This is a genomic window from Humidesulfovibrio sp., assembly GCF_030689645.1.
Lineage (GTDB): Bacteria > Desulfobacterota > Desulfovibrionia > Desulfovibrionales > Desulfovibrionaceae > Humidesulfovibrio.
On the sequence record NZ_JAUYFU010000092.1, the window covers coordinates 1 to 16724 of the forward strand.

The window sequence follows — 16724 nt, forward strand, 5'->3', positions numbered from 1 at the left end:
GCCATGGGCTGGACCCAGCACACGGTAGGCGTGCAGAACATCCGCTGCATGAGCTTGGTGCAGATGCTGCTGGGCAACATGGGCGTGGCAGGCGGCGGCGTGAATGCGCTGCGCGGCGAGTCCAACGTCCAGGGCTCCACCGACCAGGCCCTGCTCTATCACATCATCCCCGGCTACCTGCCCACGCCCTCGGCCAATGAGCAGAAGCTGGCCGACTACCTGAAGCGCATCACCCCTTCCACCAAGGACCCCAAGAGCCTGAACTGGAAAAAGAACCAGCCCAAGTACGCGGTCAGCCTCATCAAGAGCTTCTACGAGCAGGTGGACCACGAAAAGGGCTTTGACTGGTTCCCCAAGCTCGAACCCGGCAAGGACTACTCCTGGCTGACGCTCTTTGACGACATGCTCAAGGGCCAGTTCAAGGGCTTCTTCGCCTGGGGCATGAACCCCGCAGTCTCCGGAGCCAACTCCAACAAGACCCGCGAGGCCATGACCAAGCTTGACTGGATGGTCAACGTCAACATCTTCGACAACGAGACCGGCGGCTTCTGGCAGGGCCCAGGCATGGACCCCAAGAAGATCAAGACCGAAGTCTTCATGCTGCCCTGCTCGGTGAGCGTCGAGAAGGAAGGCTCGGTTTCCAACTCCGGCCGCTGGATGCAGTGGCGCCATCAGGGTCCCAAGCCCCTGGGCGACTCCCGCCCCGACGGCGAGATCATCTACGAGCTGGCCCAGAAGGTGCGCGAGCTGTACAAGAAGGAAGGCGGCGCCTTCCCCGGCCCCGTGCTTGGCATGAACTGGGAGGCCATGGGCGATGGACATGAGTTCGACGCCCACAAGACCGCGCGGCTCATCAACGGCTACTACACCCGCGACGTGGAAGAGAAGCAGCCCGACGGCAGCATCAAGGTGTTCAAGAAAGGCACCCAGGTCGGGGCCTTCCCATCCCTGCGCGACGACGGAAGCACCTGCTCCGGCAACTGGGTCTACTGCGGCTCGTATGTGGAGAGCGATCCCAAGGGCAACCGCTCTGCCAAGCGCTCCAAAGACCAGACCCCGGCACAGGCCAATGTCGGCCTGTTCCCCAACTGGTCGTGGGCCTGGCCGGTCAACCGCCGCGTCATCTACAACCGCGCCAGCGTCGACCTGAACGGCAAGCCCTATGCCCCGCACAAGGCCGTGCTGGCCTGGAACGCCGAAGGCAAGAAATGGGACATCGACGTTGTGGACGGCGGCGGAAATCCCGGCGCCATCCATCCCTTCATCATGCAGCCAGACGGCCTGGGCGCCTTCTACGGCCCCGGCCTGAACGACGGCCCCTTCCCCGAGTACTACGAGCCGCTGGAATGCCCGGTGACCTCGCACCCGTACTCCAAGGTGCTGCACAACCCAACGGCGCTGATATTCGCAGGCGAGAAACACAACGTCTGCGACCCGCGCTTCCCCTTCGTCTGCACCACCTACCGCGTCACGGAACACTGGCAGACGGGTCTGCAGACCCGCCCGCAGGCCTGGCTGCTTGAAGCCGAGCCGCAGATGTTCTGCGAAATGAGCGAGGAACTCGCCCAACTTCGCGGCATCAAGAACGGCGACAAGGTATGGTTGGACAACACCCGCGGCAAGCTGTGGGCCATCGCCATCGTCACCAAACGCTTCAAGCCCTTCACTGTGCAGGGCCAGACCGTCCACGAGGTCGGCATCCCCTGGCATTACGGCTGGCGCTGGCCAAAGGACGGCAGCGGCGGCGACGCAGCCAACCTGCTGGTTCCCTCCGTGGGCGACCCGAACACCGGCATCCCCGAGTCGAAGGCCTTCATGGTCAACGTCCGGAAGGCCTAAAGGAGGCGCGTCATGAGTAACGGAAAGAGCTTCCTCGTGGACCTGACCAAGTGCACGGCCTGCCGCGGCTGCCAGATCGCCTGCAAGCAGTGGAAAAAGCTGCCGGGCGAAAAAACCAAGAACACCGGCTCGCACCAGAATCCGCCGGACTTCTCCTACAACACGCTGCGCGTGGTGCGCTTCAGCGAAAAGGAAGTGGACGGCAAGCTCCAGTGGTTCTTCACGCCCGACCAGTGCCGCCATTGCCTGGAGGCCCCGTGCAAGACCGGCACAGAGCAGCCGGACGCCATCCTCATCGATGAGGTGACCGGCGCGGTGATCTACACAGACAAGACCGCCAAGGAGAGCTTCGACGCGGTGCAGGGCATTTGCCCCTACGACGTGCCGAGGCTGGACAAGAAGACCAAGATCATCAGCAAGTGCGACATGTGCAACGACCGCGTAAAAGCGGGCAAGCGCCCGGCCTGCGTCACCTCCTGCCCCACGGGCACAATGAACTTCGGCGATCGCGACGAGATGCTGAAGCTCGGAGAAAAGCGCTTGGCCGAGGTCAAAAAGAAGCACCCCAAGGCCCAGCTGGTGGACGCGGACAGCGTGCGCGTCATCTTCCTCACGGCGGATGCGCCCAATCTGTACGCCAAGAACCTCATGGCCGACGCTTCGGCCCTGCCGGGCCGTGGCGGCTACACCCGCCAGGAGCTCTTCGCCGCGCTGAGAAAGCCGGTGAAAAACATCCTGGGCTAGGATTATGCTGTAACGACGACCAGCACCTCGAGATCAGGAGGCCGCCGGGGCGGACGGATCAATCCGGCGGCTTCCCCTTCGGGGGGCAGAAATGCCCCCCGATTGCATTTTAAGTCTTAAGCGCCTGGCGGCGCAGACAAAACGCCGCTCAAGGCCGAATCTCGCAACACAAAGCTTGCCAAGAACAAAGCATGCGTTATCATTACTGCTCAATCAAACCCAATCCCTGGAGCGCACCATGAACCGACTGGCGACAGCCCTCCTGCTTATCCTCCTTGCCGTGCCGGCCCTGGCGGCCAAGCCCCAGCCGGGCGACGTGCTGCCCGACCAAGTGGTGAAGGCACAGCTCCAACCTGGCGAGTCCGCCTACCTGGGCCTGCCGGAGGGAGCCAAATCCTTCCGCCTCTCGCAAATCAAGGCCGAGGCGCTGCTTGTGGAGGTGTTCAGCATGTATTGCCCGCGCTGCCAGGCTGAAGCCCCGGCGGTGAACCGTGTTTTTGAGCGCCTCAAGGCCTCCCCACAGGGGCAGAAGCTCAAGTTCGTCGCCCTGGGCGCCGGAAACTCAGCCTTTGAGGTGGACTTCTTCCGCAAGAAGTATCAGGCCGCCATGCCCATGATCCCGGACGCGGACTACGTGCTGCACAAGACCTTCATGAACGTCGGCACACCGTCCTACTTCGTGCTGCGCCCGCTGCCCGGCGGCAAGGGGCTGAAGGTGCTCTACTTCCACGAGGGCCAATTCGAGAACGAGCAGACCTTTTTCGATGAGGTTCTGCGCGCAGCGGCGCAGCGCTAAATCCGGATTCCCCGAAGGAGAATCGCAATGACAAAACGCACGCTGGCCCCTATCTTCGCCGCAATGCTGGGATTCACCGTCCTTCTCTGGCAGCCGGTTCCGGCTTGCGCCGTGGACCTGAAGGACATGACCTTCGATCCTGGCCCGCTGAAACCTTTGGACAGCTCCCTGAAGGTGCGCGCGGGCGAGGCGGCCCCGGACTTCGCCCTGCCTGGCGTGGTGCCGGGCCAAGGAGGAAAGAGTCTGGTGTGCCTGTCCGACTATCGTGGCAAAAAGAACGTGGTGCTCTCCTTCGTGCCTGCGGCCTTCACGCCCGTGTGCTCCGACCAGTGGCCCGGCTACAACTTGGCCAAGGATCTCTTCGATGAATACGACACCGTGGTGCTGGGCATCAGCGCAGACAACCTGCCCTCCCTGTATGCCTGGGTCGTGGAGATGCGCGGCCTGTGGTTCCCGGTGCTCTCGGACTTCTGGCCCCACGGCGCGGTGGCGCAAAACTACGGCGTGCTGCGCGCAGACGGCACCACCGAACGCGCCGTCATAATCATCGACAAGGCGGGCGTGGTGCGCTTCGCCCGGAGCTTCAACATCAACCTCCGCCCGGATCTCGCGATCATCATGGGCGAGTTGCACAAGATCGAAGGGGATTCCACCAGCAAGGCCCGTTGACGCGCCCTGTCCGCCCGGAGTATGGTGCCGCACTTATTCTCAGGGCGGGGTGCAATTCCCCACCGGCGGTATCCTGATCCTTTCAGGGAGCCCGCGAGCGCCCGCTCCAGCGTGGAGGGGGGTCAGCAGATCCGGTGCGATTCCGGAGCCGACGGTGACAGTCCGGATGGAAGAGAATGAGGCAGCCTGCCCGCCGGGACCATTGCGCCCCGGCGTTCCTTATGCGCGGTGCGCCCGGCCTCCTGGCCGCTTGGCCTTCTGGCCTGGACCGCTGCGCTTGAGGCGTCTGTCTTTTACGCCCTGATTCTGGTCCCCCTGCCCTTCATGATGAGGCATACCATGAATCAGTCCCTGCTTGATCGTTTCGGAAATCCCAAGACCCGCGTTGAGAAAGCGCTGAAGAGCCTGCGCGCCGGAGGCGGCGTGCTTGTGGTGGACGACGCCGACCGCGAAAACGAGGGCGACCTCATCTTCCCGGCGCAAAGTGTAGACCACGAACAGATGGCCCTGCTCATCCGCGAATGCAGCGGCATCGTCTGCCTGTGCCTGACGGACGAGCGCGCCGACGCCCTTGAGCTGCCGCCCATGGTGGAGCACAACTCCAGCCGCAACAAGACCGCCTTCACCGTCACCATCGAGGCGGCGCGGGGCGTCAGCACCGGCGTCTCCGCAGCCGACCGCGTGACCACAGTGCGCGCCGCCGTCGCCCCAGACGCACGGCCCGAGGATCTGCATCGCCCTGGACACGTATTCCCCCTGCGCGCCAAGCCCGGCGGAGTGCTGGAACGCCCCGGCCACACCGAGGCCACAGTGGACCTCATGCGGCTGGCCGGGCTGGATCCCAGCGGCGTGCTATGCGAACTGACCAACCGCGACGGCAGCATGGCGCGGCTGCCGGAAATAACGGTCTTCGCCGAGGTTCACGGCCTGCCCGTCATGTCCGTGGCCGACCTGGTGCGCTACCGCCAGGAAAGGCACGCGTAAACAAAAAGGCCGCCGGAGGAACTGTCTCCCGGCGGCCCTTTTCGTGGCGGCATCGCTTCTGTCAAATCAGACGAAGGCGCTGTTAATTTTGCCCCGCGCCGTTGCCGTTCTTCTGCCCGTTGCCGTTCTTCCCGTTCTGCACACCCTTGTATCCGTTGCCGTTCTTCATGGACTGCGCGGGCTGCGCCACTGCGGCATCGTTGGAGGCAGGCAGGGACTCCAGAGCTCGGCGGCTCACCAGCACATGCAGCTGGCCGGGGTTCTTCATGCGGCCTGAAACAAACTCAGCATAGGCCCCAGACCCGCAAAACAGATCCACGTGGTTGCCCACAATGGCCCCGCCCGTGTCCTGGGCCATCATCAGGCCGGAAAGGCGCGCCGGGCCGCCGCTCTTGGGCGTGGGGAGGGGCACGGTCATCGCCAGGGCGGCACCCAAGGGCACCAGGGAACGGTCCACGGCGATGGAGCTCATGGGGGTAAGCAGCTTGCCCATGCTCCCATACGGGCCAACGTCTGAAAGACGGAAAAACACATAGCTCTGGTCTGCGGAGAGCAGCTCCTTAGCCAGGTGCGGGTTCTGCTGCACGAAGCTCTTGATGCGCGGCATGCTGGCCTCGTCGCGGGTCAGGTAGCCGCGGTTGATTACAGTGCGGCCCAGCATGGCCAGTTCACGGCCATTCTTGTCCGCGTACAGCACGTGCTTAATGCTGCCGTCGGGCAGGATCAGGCGGCCGGACCCCTGGATATGCAAAAAATACAGGTCGATGCGGTCCTTGACCCAGGCCAGCGCCACTCCCTTTTCCTTGAGCGCATCCTTGAAATCTATGTCGCCGCGCGAGTGGTAAGGTTTGATGCCGTTCTGCGTCATGCGGTAGTGCAGTTTCTGGCCCTTCCAACGCGAATGGAACTCGCCAAGATCGACGGAGAGCATGTCTTTGGGGGCACCATAAATGGCGTAGGGGTATGCCGGGTTCGGCTCCAGGCTGGCTTCCAGAAACGGCTCGTAATACCCGGTCACCAGGGTGTTCTGCTCCACAGGATACCAGGCGAAGACCTGAGCCAGGAGCGCCGGGTCCTCGTCCAGGAACGGCAGGGCGGCCAACAGGTCTTCCAGGGTTTGGCGCATGGCCTCCCAGGTGAGCTTAAGGCCGGGCCTGTCCACGGCGATGCCCCCGGCAGGCTTGGCGGAAACGTATGCCAAGCTGGACTTGAGACCAGGCGCAAGGTCACGCCAGGAGCTTAAACCCTGAGTGGAGGGGTGCATCTGGCGCACGCGCTCCAGGGCCAGCTCCATGCTCAGAGGCTCAAAGCTGGGCTTCTCGACCACCGGCGGCGGAGGAGGAGGTGGTGGTGGTGGTGCCGCTGGTTTGGCGCAACCGAAGGCCATAATCAGCACGCAAAGCAACAAGCCGACAAGGCGGCGGACTGAGCGCGCAGTTCTGGCCTGACGCCCGGAAGGGTGTTGGATCATGGTTCGTTCCTGTACTCGCGGTATGCGGAGCGCGAGGTCAGCACATCCTTATATTCCTCGCCGTAGATCTTGATCATCACCATAAGGAAGGTGAGGATGAGCGGACCATAGATGATGCCCAGCGCTCCAAAGGCGTGGATGCCGCCCAGGATGGCCAAAAAAATGTAGAAGGGCGACACCTGCGCCGCCTTGCGCATAAGCATTGGCCGCAGGATGGTGTCGATGTTGGTGACGATGACCACGTTGAACAGCACAAAAAACACGGCCAAATGCCACTCGCCGAAAAAATACAGGTAGGCCGCCGCCGGAATCCAGATGAGGCCCGTGCCGACGATGGGAATGAGCGCGGCCAGGCCCATCATGGTGCCCCAGAACAAGGGCGGGATGCCCACGATCCACAGCCCGATCGAACCAACCAGACCCTGGAGGACGGCAATGGACAGACTGCCCAGGAGCACCGCGCGCGACACCCTTTGCAGACTCTCTATGATGATGTCCTCCTGATGGGTGCGCAGCGGGGCAAGATACTTGATCTTGTTCACGATGCCCCGGCCTTCGCGCAGAAAGTAGAAGATCATGAAAATCATAAGGAAGAAGCGCAGCACCAGCTTGGCCATGTTGCCCACAAGGGTGGCGCTGGCGTCCAGCATTGACTGGGTGAAGTTGCGCGTCATGTTCAGCAGTTTTGCCTGTATGGCCGCCTCGTCCAGAGTGATGAAGGGCAGGGACTCTCGCGCCCAGTTCAGCAGCGGATCCAGGCGGTGGCTGCGCAGAATCTCGGCGAAATCGTTGCGGTCCGCCCAGGCGCGAATGGTCAGCATGGAGTGCATGCCCTCGGTGATGAGCCCCCAAACAAGGAAAGCCGTGGGCAGAAGGATAAGAACCACAACAAGGGCCGAGGTGAGTCCCGCCGCCAAATTGGCCCGCTCGCCCAACTGGGTGAACAGACGCGAATTAAGCGGGGAAAAGATTATGGCCAGAATCGCCGACAGAATGATGGTGTGCATGAAGGGCTCCACCAGCACAAAGCCGAAGAAGAAGGCGACCACAAGGAAAAAAAACATGAAATAGGCGAAGATTTTACTGGCGTGGGGCTGAGATGTCGGGGTGTCCGGCGTCTCCGGGGTGCTGTTCATCATGGCGCTTCCGCCCCCTGGCGGTTCGTGGTTGTGCTATGGAGGGAATGGTGCGTCCAGGCGGTAGAACCTCAGGTGGTCGATGCAGCGCGGAAGCCCGCAGTCTGCGCGCGAGCGCCCCTGGTCATCTGGTGGCCCAGCAGCGCGCCATCGCCCCAAATATCCAGGCTGACGCCGCGCTCGTCATCGCCCACAAGCATTCTGGACTTGGCCATACGGCGTGCCCCGATACGGGTTGAAAAAAAGCTGGGGAACGGACCGCCTGTGCCAAGGCGCCAAGGATCTGGCGGGCAGCCTCACTAAGCCCTTGTAAGCCGCTGCGGCTGCGTGGTCAAGCAGGCCAAAGGATCAATGGAGCATGTGCCCGCCGTCACAACAAGCACGTTTCTGCTTCTTGTTTTTTCCCGTCGATGTGTCTAAAGGGGATGGCAGTGCCGTGCGGTTCTGGGAATGGGGCGCGCGCGCACCAGGATTTTCACCCGGTTGAGCACCCGTCAGGTGCTCCGTTCGGGACGTGTGGCTATTTGCATCGTTCAGAATAACGTTTCAACTGGAGGAGTTCACATGAAACGCCTGTTCAAGTCCCTGCTGATCGCTGCTGCGTGCAGCGTCCTCGCCCTGGGCGTGGTTGGTTGCGGCGAAAAGAAGGAAGAGAAGAAAGCCGAGCCTGCCGCCAACGCCACCGCCGCCGCTCCCGCTGGCCCCAAGACCATCGTCTTCGCCTGCGACGCCGCCTACCCCCCGATGCAGTACATGAACGAGCAGAAAGAAATCGTTGGCTTCGAGGTCGACGTGATCAAGGCCGCCGCCGAGAAGGGCGGATTCAAGGCCGAGTTCAAGAACGTCGCCTGGGACGGCATCTTCGCCGGCCTGGCCTCCAAAAAGTACGACGCCATCTCCTCCAGCGTGTCCATCACCGAAGAACGCAAGGCCAGCATGGACTTCTCCGACCCCATCATGACCATTGAGCAGATGCTCGTTGTCGCCAAGAACGACAAGGCCACCGACCTGGCCGCCCTCAAGGGCAAGAGCATCGGCGCCCAGATCGGCACCACAAGCTACCTGGTCATCAAGGACGTGAAGGGCTTCAAGGCCATCAAGACCTACGACGAAGTGGGCCTGGCCATGGAAGACCTGGTGAAGGGCAGCATCCAGGCCGTCGTCGCCGACAGCCCGGTGGCCGTGGACTACACCACCAAGAAGCACGCCGACAAGATCAAGATCGCCGCCACCCTGAAGAGCGACAAGGTCGAGAACATCGGCATCGCCGTGCTGAAGGGCAACAAGGAAGTCATTGACCTCGTGAACAAGGGCCTGACCGCCATCAAGGCCGACGGCACCTTCGACAAGATCAAGGAAAAGCACCAGATGAAGTAGACCGGCCCGCAAGGACCGTTCTGACTTGAGCATTCACCGGGGGGCCGCCAGATGGTGGCCCCCCGGCATTCCAACCCCAAAGGCCAAGCACACATGACCGAAACAAAAAAAATCGACGTGGGCGAAGGCGCCGCCATCCCCAGCAGAAGCGACTGGGGCCTATTCAACGCCTGGGTCATCAGCATCGTCGGCGCCGTCGGCGCCATCATCTACCTGCTTCTGGTCCACCCAGAACCCTACCAGCGTCTGCTGGTCTACCTGGGCGACGGCATCGTCATCACCTTCCAGGTCACCATCAGCTCCATCATCTGCGCCTGCGCCATCGGCCTCATCACCGGCCTGGGGCGCGTTTCCAAGAACAAGGCCATCAACCTCGTGGCCTCCACCTACGTTGAAATCATCCGGGGCATTCCGCTCCTGGTTCAGCTTTTTTACATCTACTACGCCTTGGGCCGTTTCCTGAACGTGCACGACCTCACCGCAGCCATCATCGCCATGAGCGTGTGCTATGGCGCATACATGGGCGAGGTTTTCCGCGCGGGCATCACGGCCATCGACAAGGGGCAGACCGAAGCCGCGCGATCCCTTGGCCTGAACGGCAAGCAGACCATGTTCATGGTCATTCTGCCCCAGGCCTGGCGCACCATTCTGCCGCCGGTTGGCAACGAATTCATCGCCCTGTTGAAGGACACGTCATTGGTGTCCATCCTGGCGGTTTCCGACCTCCTGCGCCGCGGCCGCGAGTTCTCGAGCGAGACCTTCCTCTACTTCGAGACCTACACCCTGGTGGCCCTGGTCTATCTCGTCATCACGCTCATCCTGTCCAAGGGTGTAAGCATCATGGAAGCGAGGCTCAGCCATTATGTCCGCCGCTAGTCAAACCATCGTCGACATCCGCCACGTGAGCAAGAGCTTCGGCGCGCTCAAGGCGCTGAACAACGTGTCCCTGTCCATGAGCCTGGGCGAAAAGGTCGTCATCATCGGACCTTCCGGCTCGGGCAAGAGCACGCTCCTGCGCTCCATCAACAAGCTTGAAACCGTTGATTCCGGCACCATCATCGTGGACGGGCATGACATTAACGCGCCCACCACGGACATCAACAAGCTGCGCATGGAGCTTGGCATGGTGTTCCAGAGCTTCAATCTCTTCCCGCACAAGACAGTGCTGGAAAACCTGACCATGGCCCCCATCAAGCTGAAAGGCATGTCCAAGGCCGACGCCGATGCCATGGGGCTGAAACTGCTGGACAAGGTCGGCATCAAGGACAAGGCCCACGTATATCCTTCGCTCCTGTCCGGCGGCCAGCAGCAGCGCGTGGCCATCGCGCGCGCCCTGGCCATGTCGCCCAAGATCATGCTCTTCGACGAGCCCACCAGCGCGCTAGACCCGGAGATGATCGGCGAGGTGCTGGACGTCATGGTGACCCTGGCCAAAGAGGGCATGACCATGGCCGTGGTGACCCACGAGATGGGCTTTGCCCGCGAAGTGGCCGACCGGGTTGTGTTCATGGACCACGGCGGCATCATCGAAGAAGGCACGCCCGAACACTTCTTCACCAATCCGGAACACGACCGCACCAAGCTCTTCCTGAGCCAGATCCTTTAGCGCAACGCGACCAACAGCAGCAAAAGGCCGCTCCCTGCATCAACCGGGGGGGCGGCTTTTTTTGCGCCCCAGTCCGGTCTTGCGCCTTGCGCCTGCCAAGGGTACTGCTATCCATCGACACAACCCGGAGGCTTTCATGCGTATTCTCGCCCGCCACACCATGCCCGCCATTCTGGCGATCCTGCTGACCCTGCTGCTGACCGCCTGCGGCCTGGAACGCACGGTTCCGCCAACCTCGCAGCCCGAACCACTGCCCGCAGCAGCCCCAGCCGCCATTACTGATGCTCAGGCCCTCTCCGGGCTCAACACGCTGATCAACGACACGCCCCCGGCCTCGGCGGAATACGAGGCAGGACGCCAGGCCCTCGCCCCCGCAGCGCACTCGCCAGCCGTTTCCGACGACCTGCGCCGCGTGCTGACCCAGGTGCTGGCCTTTGACCCGCCGCGCCTGCGCCAGCGTTGGGAGAGCCATCAAAAGGCGCAAGCTGACGCCGCCGCCCTTTACGCCGCCAACCCGGCCATCGACACCAAGGCGTTGACCGGGGCGCGCGTGCTGCGCCGCCTGGGTCCGGCCCTGTACCTGGTGCGCCTGCCAAGCGGCGAAACGGTGTTCCTGGCCTCTGGCCGCAAATACAAGAACAACTCCCGGCTCAAGGGCATCCGGGTGCTGGAGCGCCAGCGCCCCAAGCCTGACGCATCCAAGGGCGACCTGGTGGATGAACTTGCGGATCAACCGCGCACCTTCTCGGAAATTTCCCGGCAGGACGCCAAACAGATTGAGGAACGCCGCGCTCCAGCCCTGGCCGAACTGCACAGACTTCAATCCGAAGGGGAGTCCCTGGAGCGGGAGGTGGCCGCCGATCTGGCGCGCCTGGACGCCCTGACCCGCGAAGTAAACGCCGTCATCGGCCCCGAGCTTTTGCCACAGAGCCAGCGCCCGGCACCCAGCGCCCTCATCCGCAATGTGCAGCGCATGGCCAAAAGCTACAGCCGGGGACAATACTACCGCTACGCCCTGCCCGTCACCGGACTGCCCCAGGTGGACGCCACGCTCAAGGGCTATCTTGAAGAACGCCGCGCCGAGGTGCAGGCTCTCTTGAAGAGCACCGGCATTGGCCGTGGCCGCGCCCGCGCCAACGTGGACCGCATCGCCTTCAGCGCTTACACCGCATCGCCCGTGCTGCTCTCAATCCGCTTCGAGGAAATGAGGGACACCGGCGGAGCGCACCCCAACACCACCTATGCCAGCTTCGTGTTCGATCTGCGCACGCAAGCCCAGCTGATGCTTGCCGACATCTTCACCGACGCGCCCGCCGCATTGGGCGTACTGTCGCAGCTGGCCACACGCCGCATGGCGCTCGTTCTCGACGGGCTGGCATTCCCCGAAGGAATGGAGCCCAAGGCCGAAAACTTCAGCATCTTCGTCCTCGACGGCGCGGAGTTGGTGTTCACCTTCCCGCCCTACCAGGTGGCCAGCTACGCCCAGGGCACGCAGACCCTGCGCGTGCCGCTGTTCCACCCGCGCCTTGCACCGCTGCTGACCCCCAAGGTCAAAGAAGCTCTGGCGGTTAAATAGCCGAGCATGCGCGGCGGGGCAGAGCCTCGGCTACCCCCGCAATAGAATCAGCCAGGGTTGAGAGTTCTCAGCCCTGGTTTTTTCGTGCCTAAAGCGTGTGGGCATGATGTCTTGGGCCGGGAGCAACCTGAAGGTCGCCGGCCTAGAAACGGGATCAGAATGCAGGGCGGACGTACAGGCCGGTGCCAGAATCAAGGGCGAAGCCATTCGCGGCCAGCGCCCCTATGGAAGCCGCATTCGCCGCATCCGGGTCGGCGATGATCCGCCGGGGCCCCAGGTCATGCTGGATGTGCGCCACATGGCTACGGATAAGTCGGGTGCCCAGGCCCTTTCCGATAAGCTCGGGGCGGCCAAGCAGGTAGTCTATGCCGATGGTTCCAGGCGGCTCCGCGCTCCAGGGGCCTGACGGCGCAAGCCTGCAATCATAGCGCTGCACGAACCCTGCGGGGCCATCAGGCAGCAGGACGAAAAAATGCTCGACCCAGTCGGCCGCGAAGGTCTCGCGTATCTCCCCCAGCCATTCATCGGGATCCCCGAACCAGCTCCGGACATGGGGCTCAAGCAGCCATTGGGACAATAAGGCAAAATCCTCAACAGCAAAGCGCCTGAACACGAATGGACCTGGCCTTGGCGCCATGCAGCGTCTCCTTCCTCTGCTTCGGCTGGTCAGTCGCCCTTCTTCTTCTTTTTCTTCTTCTCGTGGACGCTCATCATGGTCACGCCCGCCAAGCAGCCGCTCAGCAGACCGAGCCCCAGCACGCGGCCCATGTTCGCCTCCGGAAACATCCAACCGATGATGACCGCCAGCGAACCGCCGATGATGATGCCGCGCGCGAGGTAGTTCAGCGTTCCTGCGAAACGCTTGTCCTCCGCGGTCAAGCTCATATCCTCTGCGGCGTTCTTCTGCGCCGCTTCCTGCATCTCTTCCTTGCGCTCTCGTTTGGCCTGCTTGCCCATGTATGCTCCTCCTGAGTTGCTGCGGCGGATACAACCACAAAACCCGCACGCCTTCAAGCCTCACACGCCGCAATCCGCAGATTTGAGCGAAGCTCCATCACCTACTTGACAACGACTTTCAATTTCATTATTTCATAAGGCGACGGCGCAGGCCCGGGTGGGCGCGTCGAAACAAGGAGCAAAGAGTCATGTGGCAAGACATCCTGGTTTTCTCGATCCTGGCTTTGGCCGGGGGCCTGACGGTTTGGAAGTTCTACAAAAGTTTCACTGGCAAGAGTTCGTGCTGCGGTGGAGGCTGCTCCTGCAAGGGCTCCTGCCCTTCTGGAGTCTCAAAGCAATCAGACCTGAAGGGCCTTGAAATGAGGACGCTTCCAGGAGGCTGCTCGGGTTGCCCGCGCTGAGCCCCACAGGTCCGTCTTTGACCATTGCATAACACAGCAAGGAGACTCTCATGGATTCGTGCATCACCCTGCGCCAAGCGCAGGTCAACCAGAAGCTGCGCATCTGCTCCATAGGCGCAGAGGGAGAGCTAGGCCGCAGAATACGCGACATGGGCCTCATCCCCGGCGCGGAAGTGACCGTTGTGGGCAAAGCCCCGCTCAAGGATCCCGTGGCCCTGCGCCTGAGGGACTTCACCCTGACGTTGCGCAACAGCGAAGCCGATCACATCGTTGTTGAAACTGCGGAGTAGCCAGTGCAAAAACAAACCATGACCGTTGGCCTTGCCGGCAACCCAAACTGCGGCAAGACCACCCTATTCAACTCCCTGACCGGTTCGCACCAGCACGTGGGCAACTGGCCCGGCGTCACGGTTGAGAAGAAGATGGGCCACGCCCGCGTGGGCGAGGTGGAGGTCGACGTGGTGGACCTTCCGGGCACCTATTCCCTCACCGCCTATTCCGAGGAAGAGAAGGCTGCGCGCAACTTCCTCATCGAGGACCGCCCAGCCGCCGTCATAAGCGTGCTGAACGCCGACGCGCTGGAACGCAACCTGTACCTGGCGGTGCAGATCATGGAGCTGGGCGTGCCGCTGGTGCTGGCCCTCAACATGATGGACGAGGTGCGCAAGGCGGGCAAGGACATCGACACCGCCCTGCTGACCAAGCTCACCGGCTGCCCCGCCGTGGAGACCGTGGCCCGCCAGGGCAAGGGCAAGCGGGAAATCCTGCAAGCCGCCTTCGACTTGGCCCAGGAGCGAGACGGCACCTGGATCCCGCTGCGCATCACCTATGGCCCGGACCTTGATCCCGTGCTGGACGAAATGGAATTCATCGTCCAGGCCGCAGGCATAATGGCCGGGAAAGTGCCGGCGCGTTGGGTGGGGATCAAATACCTTGAGAACGACTCCAGCGTCATCCGCCGCGGGCGAGAGGCCAGCCCCGAGGCTGCGGACAAGCTGGAGGCGCTGACAGCCAAGGTTGCCGCACACCTGCGCAAAACCCTGAACACCAGCCCGGACGCCATCATCGCCGACTACCGCTACGGCTACATCGCAGGCATCACCCGGCAGGTGGTGCGTTACCCGGCCATCGACCATGAGCGCATCCGCCTTTCCGACCGCATGGATCAGGTTCTGACGCACCAGTTCGCCGGACCGATTGTCATGGGCCTGGTCATCTATCTTTTGTACACCCTCACCTTTGCTGTGGGCGAAGTGCCCATGACCTGGGTGCAGGACGCCTTCGCCTGGCTGGGCGAGACTGTGAAAGACGCCATGGGCGACGGCCTTCTGCGTTCGCTCATCGTAGACGGGGCCATCGCGGGCGTAGGCGGCGTCATGGGCTTCGTGCCGCTGATCATGATCATGTTCTTCCTGCTCTCCGCGCTGGAGGACACGGGCTACGTGGCGCGCATGGCCTACATGCTGGACCGCGTGTTCCGCATCTTCGGCCTGCACGGAACGAGCGTGCTGCCCTTCATCGTGTCCGGCGGCATCGCGGGCGGCTGCGCCGTGCCCGGCGTCATGGCCACGCGCGCCCTGCGCAGCCCCAAGGAGAAGCTGGCCACGCTGCTCACCGCCCCCTTCATGACTTGCGGGGCCAAGGTCCCGGTATTCCTCATGCTCGCTGCGGCATTCTTCCCCGGCCATGAGGCTGTGGTCATGTCCGCAGTGACCTTGAGCGCCTGGGTGGCCGCCCTGCTGGTGGCCAAGCTGCTGCGCTCCACCGTGGTGCGCGGCGAGAGCACGCCCTTCGTCATGGAGCTGCCGCCCTACCGCATGCCCACCCTTCGCGGTCTGTGCATCCACACCTGGGAACGCTCCTGGGAGTACATGCGCAAGGCGGGCACCATCATCCTGGCCATCTCCATCCTCATCTGGGCGGCCATGACCTTCCCCGCCCTGCCCGAGGACGCGGCAAAGACCTTCACGGACCGCGCAGATGCCGTGACGGTGCAGATCGACGACCTGAAGGCCAAGGGCCAGGAGGTTCCGGCCGAGCTGGACAACGCCCTCGCAACGGCCGAAGCAGAGCAGTCCGAAGCGGCCCTTCGCAACTCCTTCGCCGGACGCGCAGGCGTGGCCATGGAAAGCATCACCTCTCCTGCGGGCTTCAACTGGCGCGTAAACATCGCCCTGCTTGGCGGCTTCGCGGCCAAGGAAGTCATCGTATCCACCCTGGGCACGGCTTACTCCCTGGGCGAAATCGATGCAGAGGACGCCGCTCCCCTTTCGGAGATGCTCTCCAAGGATGAGAGCTTCTCCAAGGCAGCCGCCCTGGCGCTCATCGCCTTCGTCATCCTGTACGCCCCCTGCTCGGTCACCATCGTGGCCATGGCCAAGGAGGCGGGCTGGAAGTGGGCGCTGTTCTCCATGACCTTCAACACCGGCCTGGCCTATGTTGTGGCGGTTATCATCTTCCAGGCCTCGCGCCTGCTGGCCTAAACGAAAAGCATGTTTTGAAGTGTTCATGCCTGCAGCCGGACTCCAGCCATCAGTTCGGGGAGTCTGGCTGCAAGGCCCGGCGCACCGCCCCCCCAGACCAGATTGAGCGAAAGGCCAGGCCCTTTTCCGGGGTTCTGGCCTTTCCTTTTGCCCGCAAACCGGATAGCGAAACATGAAGCGCACCCCGCGCGTCCCGGTTGCGGCGCGGCCAATGGCCGCCCCCTCTCCCCATCACCGGGCTCACCACAACATAGGAGCGCACATGCCCCTTGAGCTGAAAGTCGTCCACACCAATGCCGCCCCCGCCGCCATCGGCCCTTACAGCCAGGCAATCGCCTGCGGAGGCACAGTCTACCTGAGCGGTCAGCTCGGCTGCGATCCCGGAACCGGCGTCCTCCCCGAGGATTTCGCCGTCCAGACACGCCAGGCCCTGACCAACCTCAAGACCATCGTCGAGGCCTCGGGCTCGTCCCTTGAGCGCGTGGTCTCCGTGGACGTCTATCTTCTGGAGATGACCAACTTCGGCGCGTTCAACGAGATTTACGCCGAGTTCTTCCCGCAGCATCGCCCCGCCCGCGCCGTCATCGGCGTGGCCGCCCTCCCGCGCGAGGCGCAGGTGGAGATCCGCTGCATCGCCGCCCTGGCTGGCTAAGGCCCCGGTACGCGGCCCAAAGAAAAGACGGCT

Annotated in this window: 18 protein-coding genes and 1 riboswitch; of the genes, 13 read left to right on the top strand and 5 right to left on the bottom strand. The window is 62.9% G+C overall.

Going from position 1 to position 16724, the window contains the following annotated elements:
- The 5 genes from fdnG to ribB all read left to right on the top strand — a co-directional run.
- Positions 1-1839: formate dehydrogenase-N subunit alpha (gene fdnG, locus Q8O35_RS12720; protein WP_305573893.1), on the top strand; the 1839-nt coding region annotated here is incomplete at its 5' end.
- 12 nt (positions 1840-1851) lie between these two features.
- Positions 1852-2583 (top strand): 4Fe-4S dicluster domain-containing protein, encoded by a 732-nt coding sequence (locus Q8O35_RS12725; RefSeq protein ID WP_305573895.1) that lies wholly within the window; start codon positions 1852-1854, stop codon positions 2581-2583.
- A gap of 238 nt (positions 2584-2821) precedes the next feature.
- Entirely contained in the window at positions 2822-3379 is a 558-nt protein-coding gene (locus tag Q8O35_RS12730) for a peroxiredoxin (RefSeq protein WP_305573897.1), read from the top strand.
- Positions 3380-3406: 27 nt separating this feature from the next.
- Positions 3407-4048 carry a redoxin domain-containing protein gene (locus Q8O35_RS12735; RefSeq protein ID WP_371133131.1) on the top strand — a complete coding sequence of 214 codons (642 nt, stop codon included), beginning with the start codon at positions 3407-3409 and terminating at the stop codon, positions 4046-4048.
- Between the two features lie 31 nt (positions 4049-4079).
- Positions 4080-4230, top strand: a riboswitch (FMN riboswitch).
- A 157-nt stretch (positions 4231-4387) separates the two neighbouring features.
- Positions 4388-5032 carry a 3,4-dihydroxy-2-butanone-4-phosphate synthase gene (gene ribB, locus Q8O35_RS12740; protein ID WP_305573958.1) on the top strand — a complete coding sequence of 215 codons (645 nt, stop codon included), beginning with the start codon at positions 4388-4390 and terminating at the stop codon, positions 5030-5032.
- A gap of 82 nt (positions 5033-5114) precedes the next feature.
- Here the strand turns inward: ribB and Q8O35_RS12745 are convergent, their stop codons facing one another.
- From Q8O35_RS12745 to Q8O35_RS12755, 3 genes are all read right to left on the bottom strand, one after another.
- Positions 5115-6503, bottom strand: coding sequence for a murein transglycosylase A (locus tag Q8O35_RS12745; RefSeq protein WP_305573899.1), 1389 nt, complete (start codon positions 6501-6503; stop codon positions 5115-5117).
- Positions 6500-7642: an AI-2E family transporter gene (locus Q8O35_RS12750; protein WP_305573901.1), complete on the bottom strand. Its 1143-nt coding sequence runs from the start codon at positions 7640-7642 to the stop codon at positions 6500-6502. Before Q8O35_RS12750 ends, Q8O35_RS12745 begins: the two co-directional genes overlap by 4 nt.
- 68 nt (positions 7643-7710) lie before the next feature.
- Positions 7711-7854, bottom strand: coding sequence for a hypothetical protein (locus Q8O35_RS12755; protein WP_305573904.1), 144 nt, complete (start codon positions 7852-7854; stop codon positions 7711-7713).
- Positions 7855-8203: 349 nt separating this feature from the next.
- Here Q8O35_RS12755 and Q8O35_RS12760 point away from each other — a divergent pair, with 349 nt between their 5' ends.
- The 4 genes from Q8O35_RS12760 to Q8O35_RS12775 all read left to right on the top strand — a co-directional run bounded on the left by Q8O35_RS12760 (position 8204) and on the right by Q8O35_RS12775 (position 12198).
- A complete protein-coding gene (locus tag Q8O35_RS12760) occupies positions 8204-9016 on the top strand; it encodes a basic amino acid ABC transporter substrate-binding protein (protein WP_305573906.1) in 813 nt (270 codons plus the stop codon).
- 93 nt (positions 9017-9109) lie between these two features.
- On the top strand, positions 9110-9892 hold the full coding sequence (locus Q8O35_RS12765) for an amino acid ABC transporter permease (protein ID WP_305573908.1): 783 nt from the start codon (positions 9110-9112) through the stop codon (positions 9890-9892).
- The gene (locus Q8O35_RS12770; RefSeq protein ID WP_305573910.1) at positions 9879-10622 is read left to right on the top strand and encodes an amino acid ABC transporter ATP-binding protein; all 744 of its coding nucleotides are present in this window, start codon (positions 9879-9881) and stop codon (positions 10620-10622) included. The genes Q8O35_RS12765 and Q8O35_RS12770 overlap by 14 nt, the downstream gene beginning before the upstream one ends.
- Before the next feature lie 136 nt (positions 10623-10758).
- Positions 10759-12198 (top strand): DUF3298 domain-containing protein, encoded by a 1440-nt coding sequence (locus tag Q8O35_RS12775; protein WP_305573912.1) that lies wholly within the window; start codon positions 10759-10761, stop codon positions 12196-12198.
- A gap of 154 nt (positions 12199-12352) precedes the next feature.
- Here Q8O35_RS12775 and Q8O35_RS12780 read toward each other — a convergent pair whose 3' ends face one another.
- A complete protein-coding gene (locus Q8O35_RS12780; RefSeq protein WP_305573915.1) occupies positions 12353-12835 on the bottom strand; it encodes a GNAT family N-acetyltransferase in 483 nt (160 codons plus the stop codon).
- Between the two features lie 29 nt (positions 12836-12864).
- The gene (locus tag Q8O35_RS12785) at positions 12865-13155 is read right to left on the bottom strand and encodes a hypothetical protein (protein ID WP_305573917.1); all 291 of its coding nucleotides are present in this window, start codon (positions 13153-13155) and stop codon (positions 12865-12867) included.
- 188 nt (positions 13156-13343) lie between these two features.
- Between Q8O35_RS12785 and Q8O35_RS14855 the strand changes: the two genes are divergently transcribed.
- From Q8O35_RS14855 to Q8O35_RS12800, 4 genes are all read left to right on the top strand, one after another.
- The gene (locus Q8O35_RS14855; RefSeq protein WP_371133132.1) at positions 13344-13556 is read left to right on the top strand and encodes a FeoB-associated Cys-rich membrane protein; all 213 of its coding nucleotides are present in this window, start codon (positions 13344-13346) and stop codon (positions 13554-13556) included.
- A gap of 50 nt (positions 13557-13606) precedes the next feature.
- Positions 13607-13846: a FeoA family protein gene (locus tag Q8O35_RS12790; protein ID WP_305573919.1), complete on the top strand. Its 240-nt coding sequence runs from the start codon at positions 13607-13609 to the stop codon at positions 13844-13846.
- An 18-nt stretch (positions 13847-13864) separates the two neighbouring features.
- Positions 13865-16039, top strand: coding sequence for a ferrous iron transport protein B (feoB, locus tag Q8O35_RS12795; protein WP_305573921.1), 2175 nt, complete (start codon positions 13865-13867; stop codon positions 16037-16039).
- 262 nt (positions 16040-16301) lie between these two features.
- Positions 16302-16691 carry a Rid family detoxifying hydrolase gene (locus tag Q8O35_RS12800; RefSeq protein ID WP_305573923.1) on the top strand — a complete coding sequence of 130 codons (390 nt, stop codon included), beginning with the start codon at positions 16302-16304 and terminating at the stop codon, positions 16689-16691.
- Positions 16692-16724 lie beyond the last annotated feature (33 nt).

What these genes read in the sequence shown, in the direction of transcription:
- Q8O35_RS12725 (WP_305573895.1), top strand. Translation starts at nt 1,852, where the DNA reads ATGAGTAACGGAAAGAGCTTCCTCGTGGACCTGACCAAGTGCACGGCC.
- Q8O35_RS12730 (WP_305573897.1), top strand. Translation starts at nt 2,822, where the DNA reads ATGAACCGACTGGCGACAGCCCTCCTGCTTATCCTCCTTGCCGTGCCG.
- Q8O35_RS12735 (WP_371133131.1), top strand. Translation starts at nt 3,407, where the DNA reads ATGACAAAACGCACGCTGGCCCCTATCTTCGCCGCAATGCTGGGATTC.
- ribB (WP_305573958.1), top strand. Translation starts at nt 4,388, where the DNA reads ATGAATCAGTCCCTGCTTGATCGTTTCGGAAATCCCAAGACCCGCGTT.
- Q8O35_RS12745 (WP_305573899.1), bottom strand. Translation starts at nt 6,503, where the DNA reads ATGATCCAACACCCTTCCGGGCGTCAGGCCAGAACTGCGCGCTCAGTC.
- Q8O35_RS12750 (WP_305573901.1), bottom strand. Translation starts at nt 7,642, where the DNA reads ATGATGAACAGCACCCCGGAGACGCCGGACACCCCGACATCTCAGCCC.
- Q8O35_RS12755 (WP_305573904.1), bottom strand. Translation starts at nt 7,854, where the DNA reads ATGGCCAAGTCCAGAATGCTTGTGGGCGATGACGAGCGCGGCGTCAGC.
- Q8O35_RS12760 (WP_305573906.1), top strand. Translation starts at nt 8,204, where the DNA reads ATGAAACGCCTGTTCAAGTCCCTGCTGATCGCTGCTGCGTGCAGCGTC.
- Q8O35_RS12765 (WP_305573908.1), top strand. Translation starts at nt 9,110, where the DNA reads ATGACCGAAACAAAAAAAATCGACGTGGGCGAAGGCGCCGCCATCCCC.
- Q8O35_RS12770 (WP_305573910.1), top strand. Translation starts at nt 9,879, where the DNA reads ATGTCCGCCGCTAGTCAAACCATCGTCGACATCCGCCACGTGAGCAAG.
- Q8O35_RS12775 (WP_305573912.1), top strand. Translation starts at nt 10,759, where the DNA reads ATGCGTATTCTCGCCCGCCACACCATGCCCGCCATTCTGGCGATCCTG.
- Q8O35_RS12780 (WP_305573915.1), bottom strand. Translation starts at nt 12,835, where the DNA reads ATGGCGCCAAGGCCAGGTCCATTCGTGTTCAGGCGCTTTGCTGTTGAG.
- Q8O35_RS12785 (WP_305573917.1), bottom strand. Translation starts at nt 13,155, where the DNA reads ATGGGCAAGCAGGCCAAACGAGAGCGCAAGGAAGAGATGCAGGAAGCG.
- Q8O35_RS14855 (WP_371133132.1), top strand. Translation starts at nt 13,344, where the DNA reads ATGTGGCAAGACATCCTGGTTTTCTCGATCCTGGCTTTGGCCGGGGGC.
- Q8O35_RS12790 (WP_305573919.1), top strand. Translation starts at nt 13,607, where the DNA reads ATGGATTCGTGCATCACCCTGCGCCAAGCGCAGGTCAACCAGAAGCTG.
- feoB (WP_305573921.1), top strand. Translation starts at nt 13,865, where the DNA reads ATGACCGTTGGCCTTGCCGGCAACCCAAACTGCGGCAAGACCACCCTA.
- Q8O35_RS12800 (WP_305573923.1), top strand. Translation starts at nt 16,302, where the DNA reads ATGCCCCTTGAGCTGAAAGTCGTCCACACCAATGCCGCCCCCGCCGCC.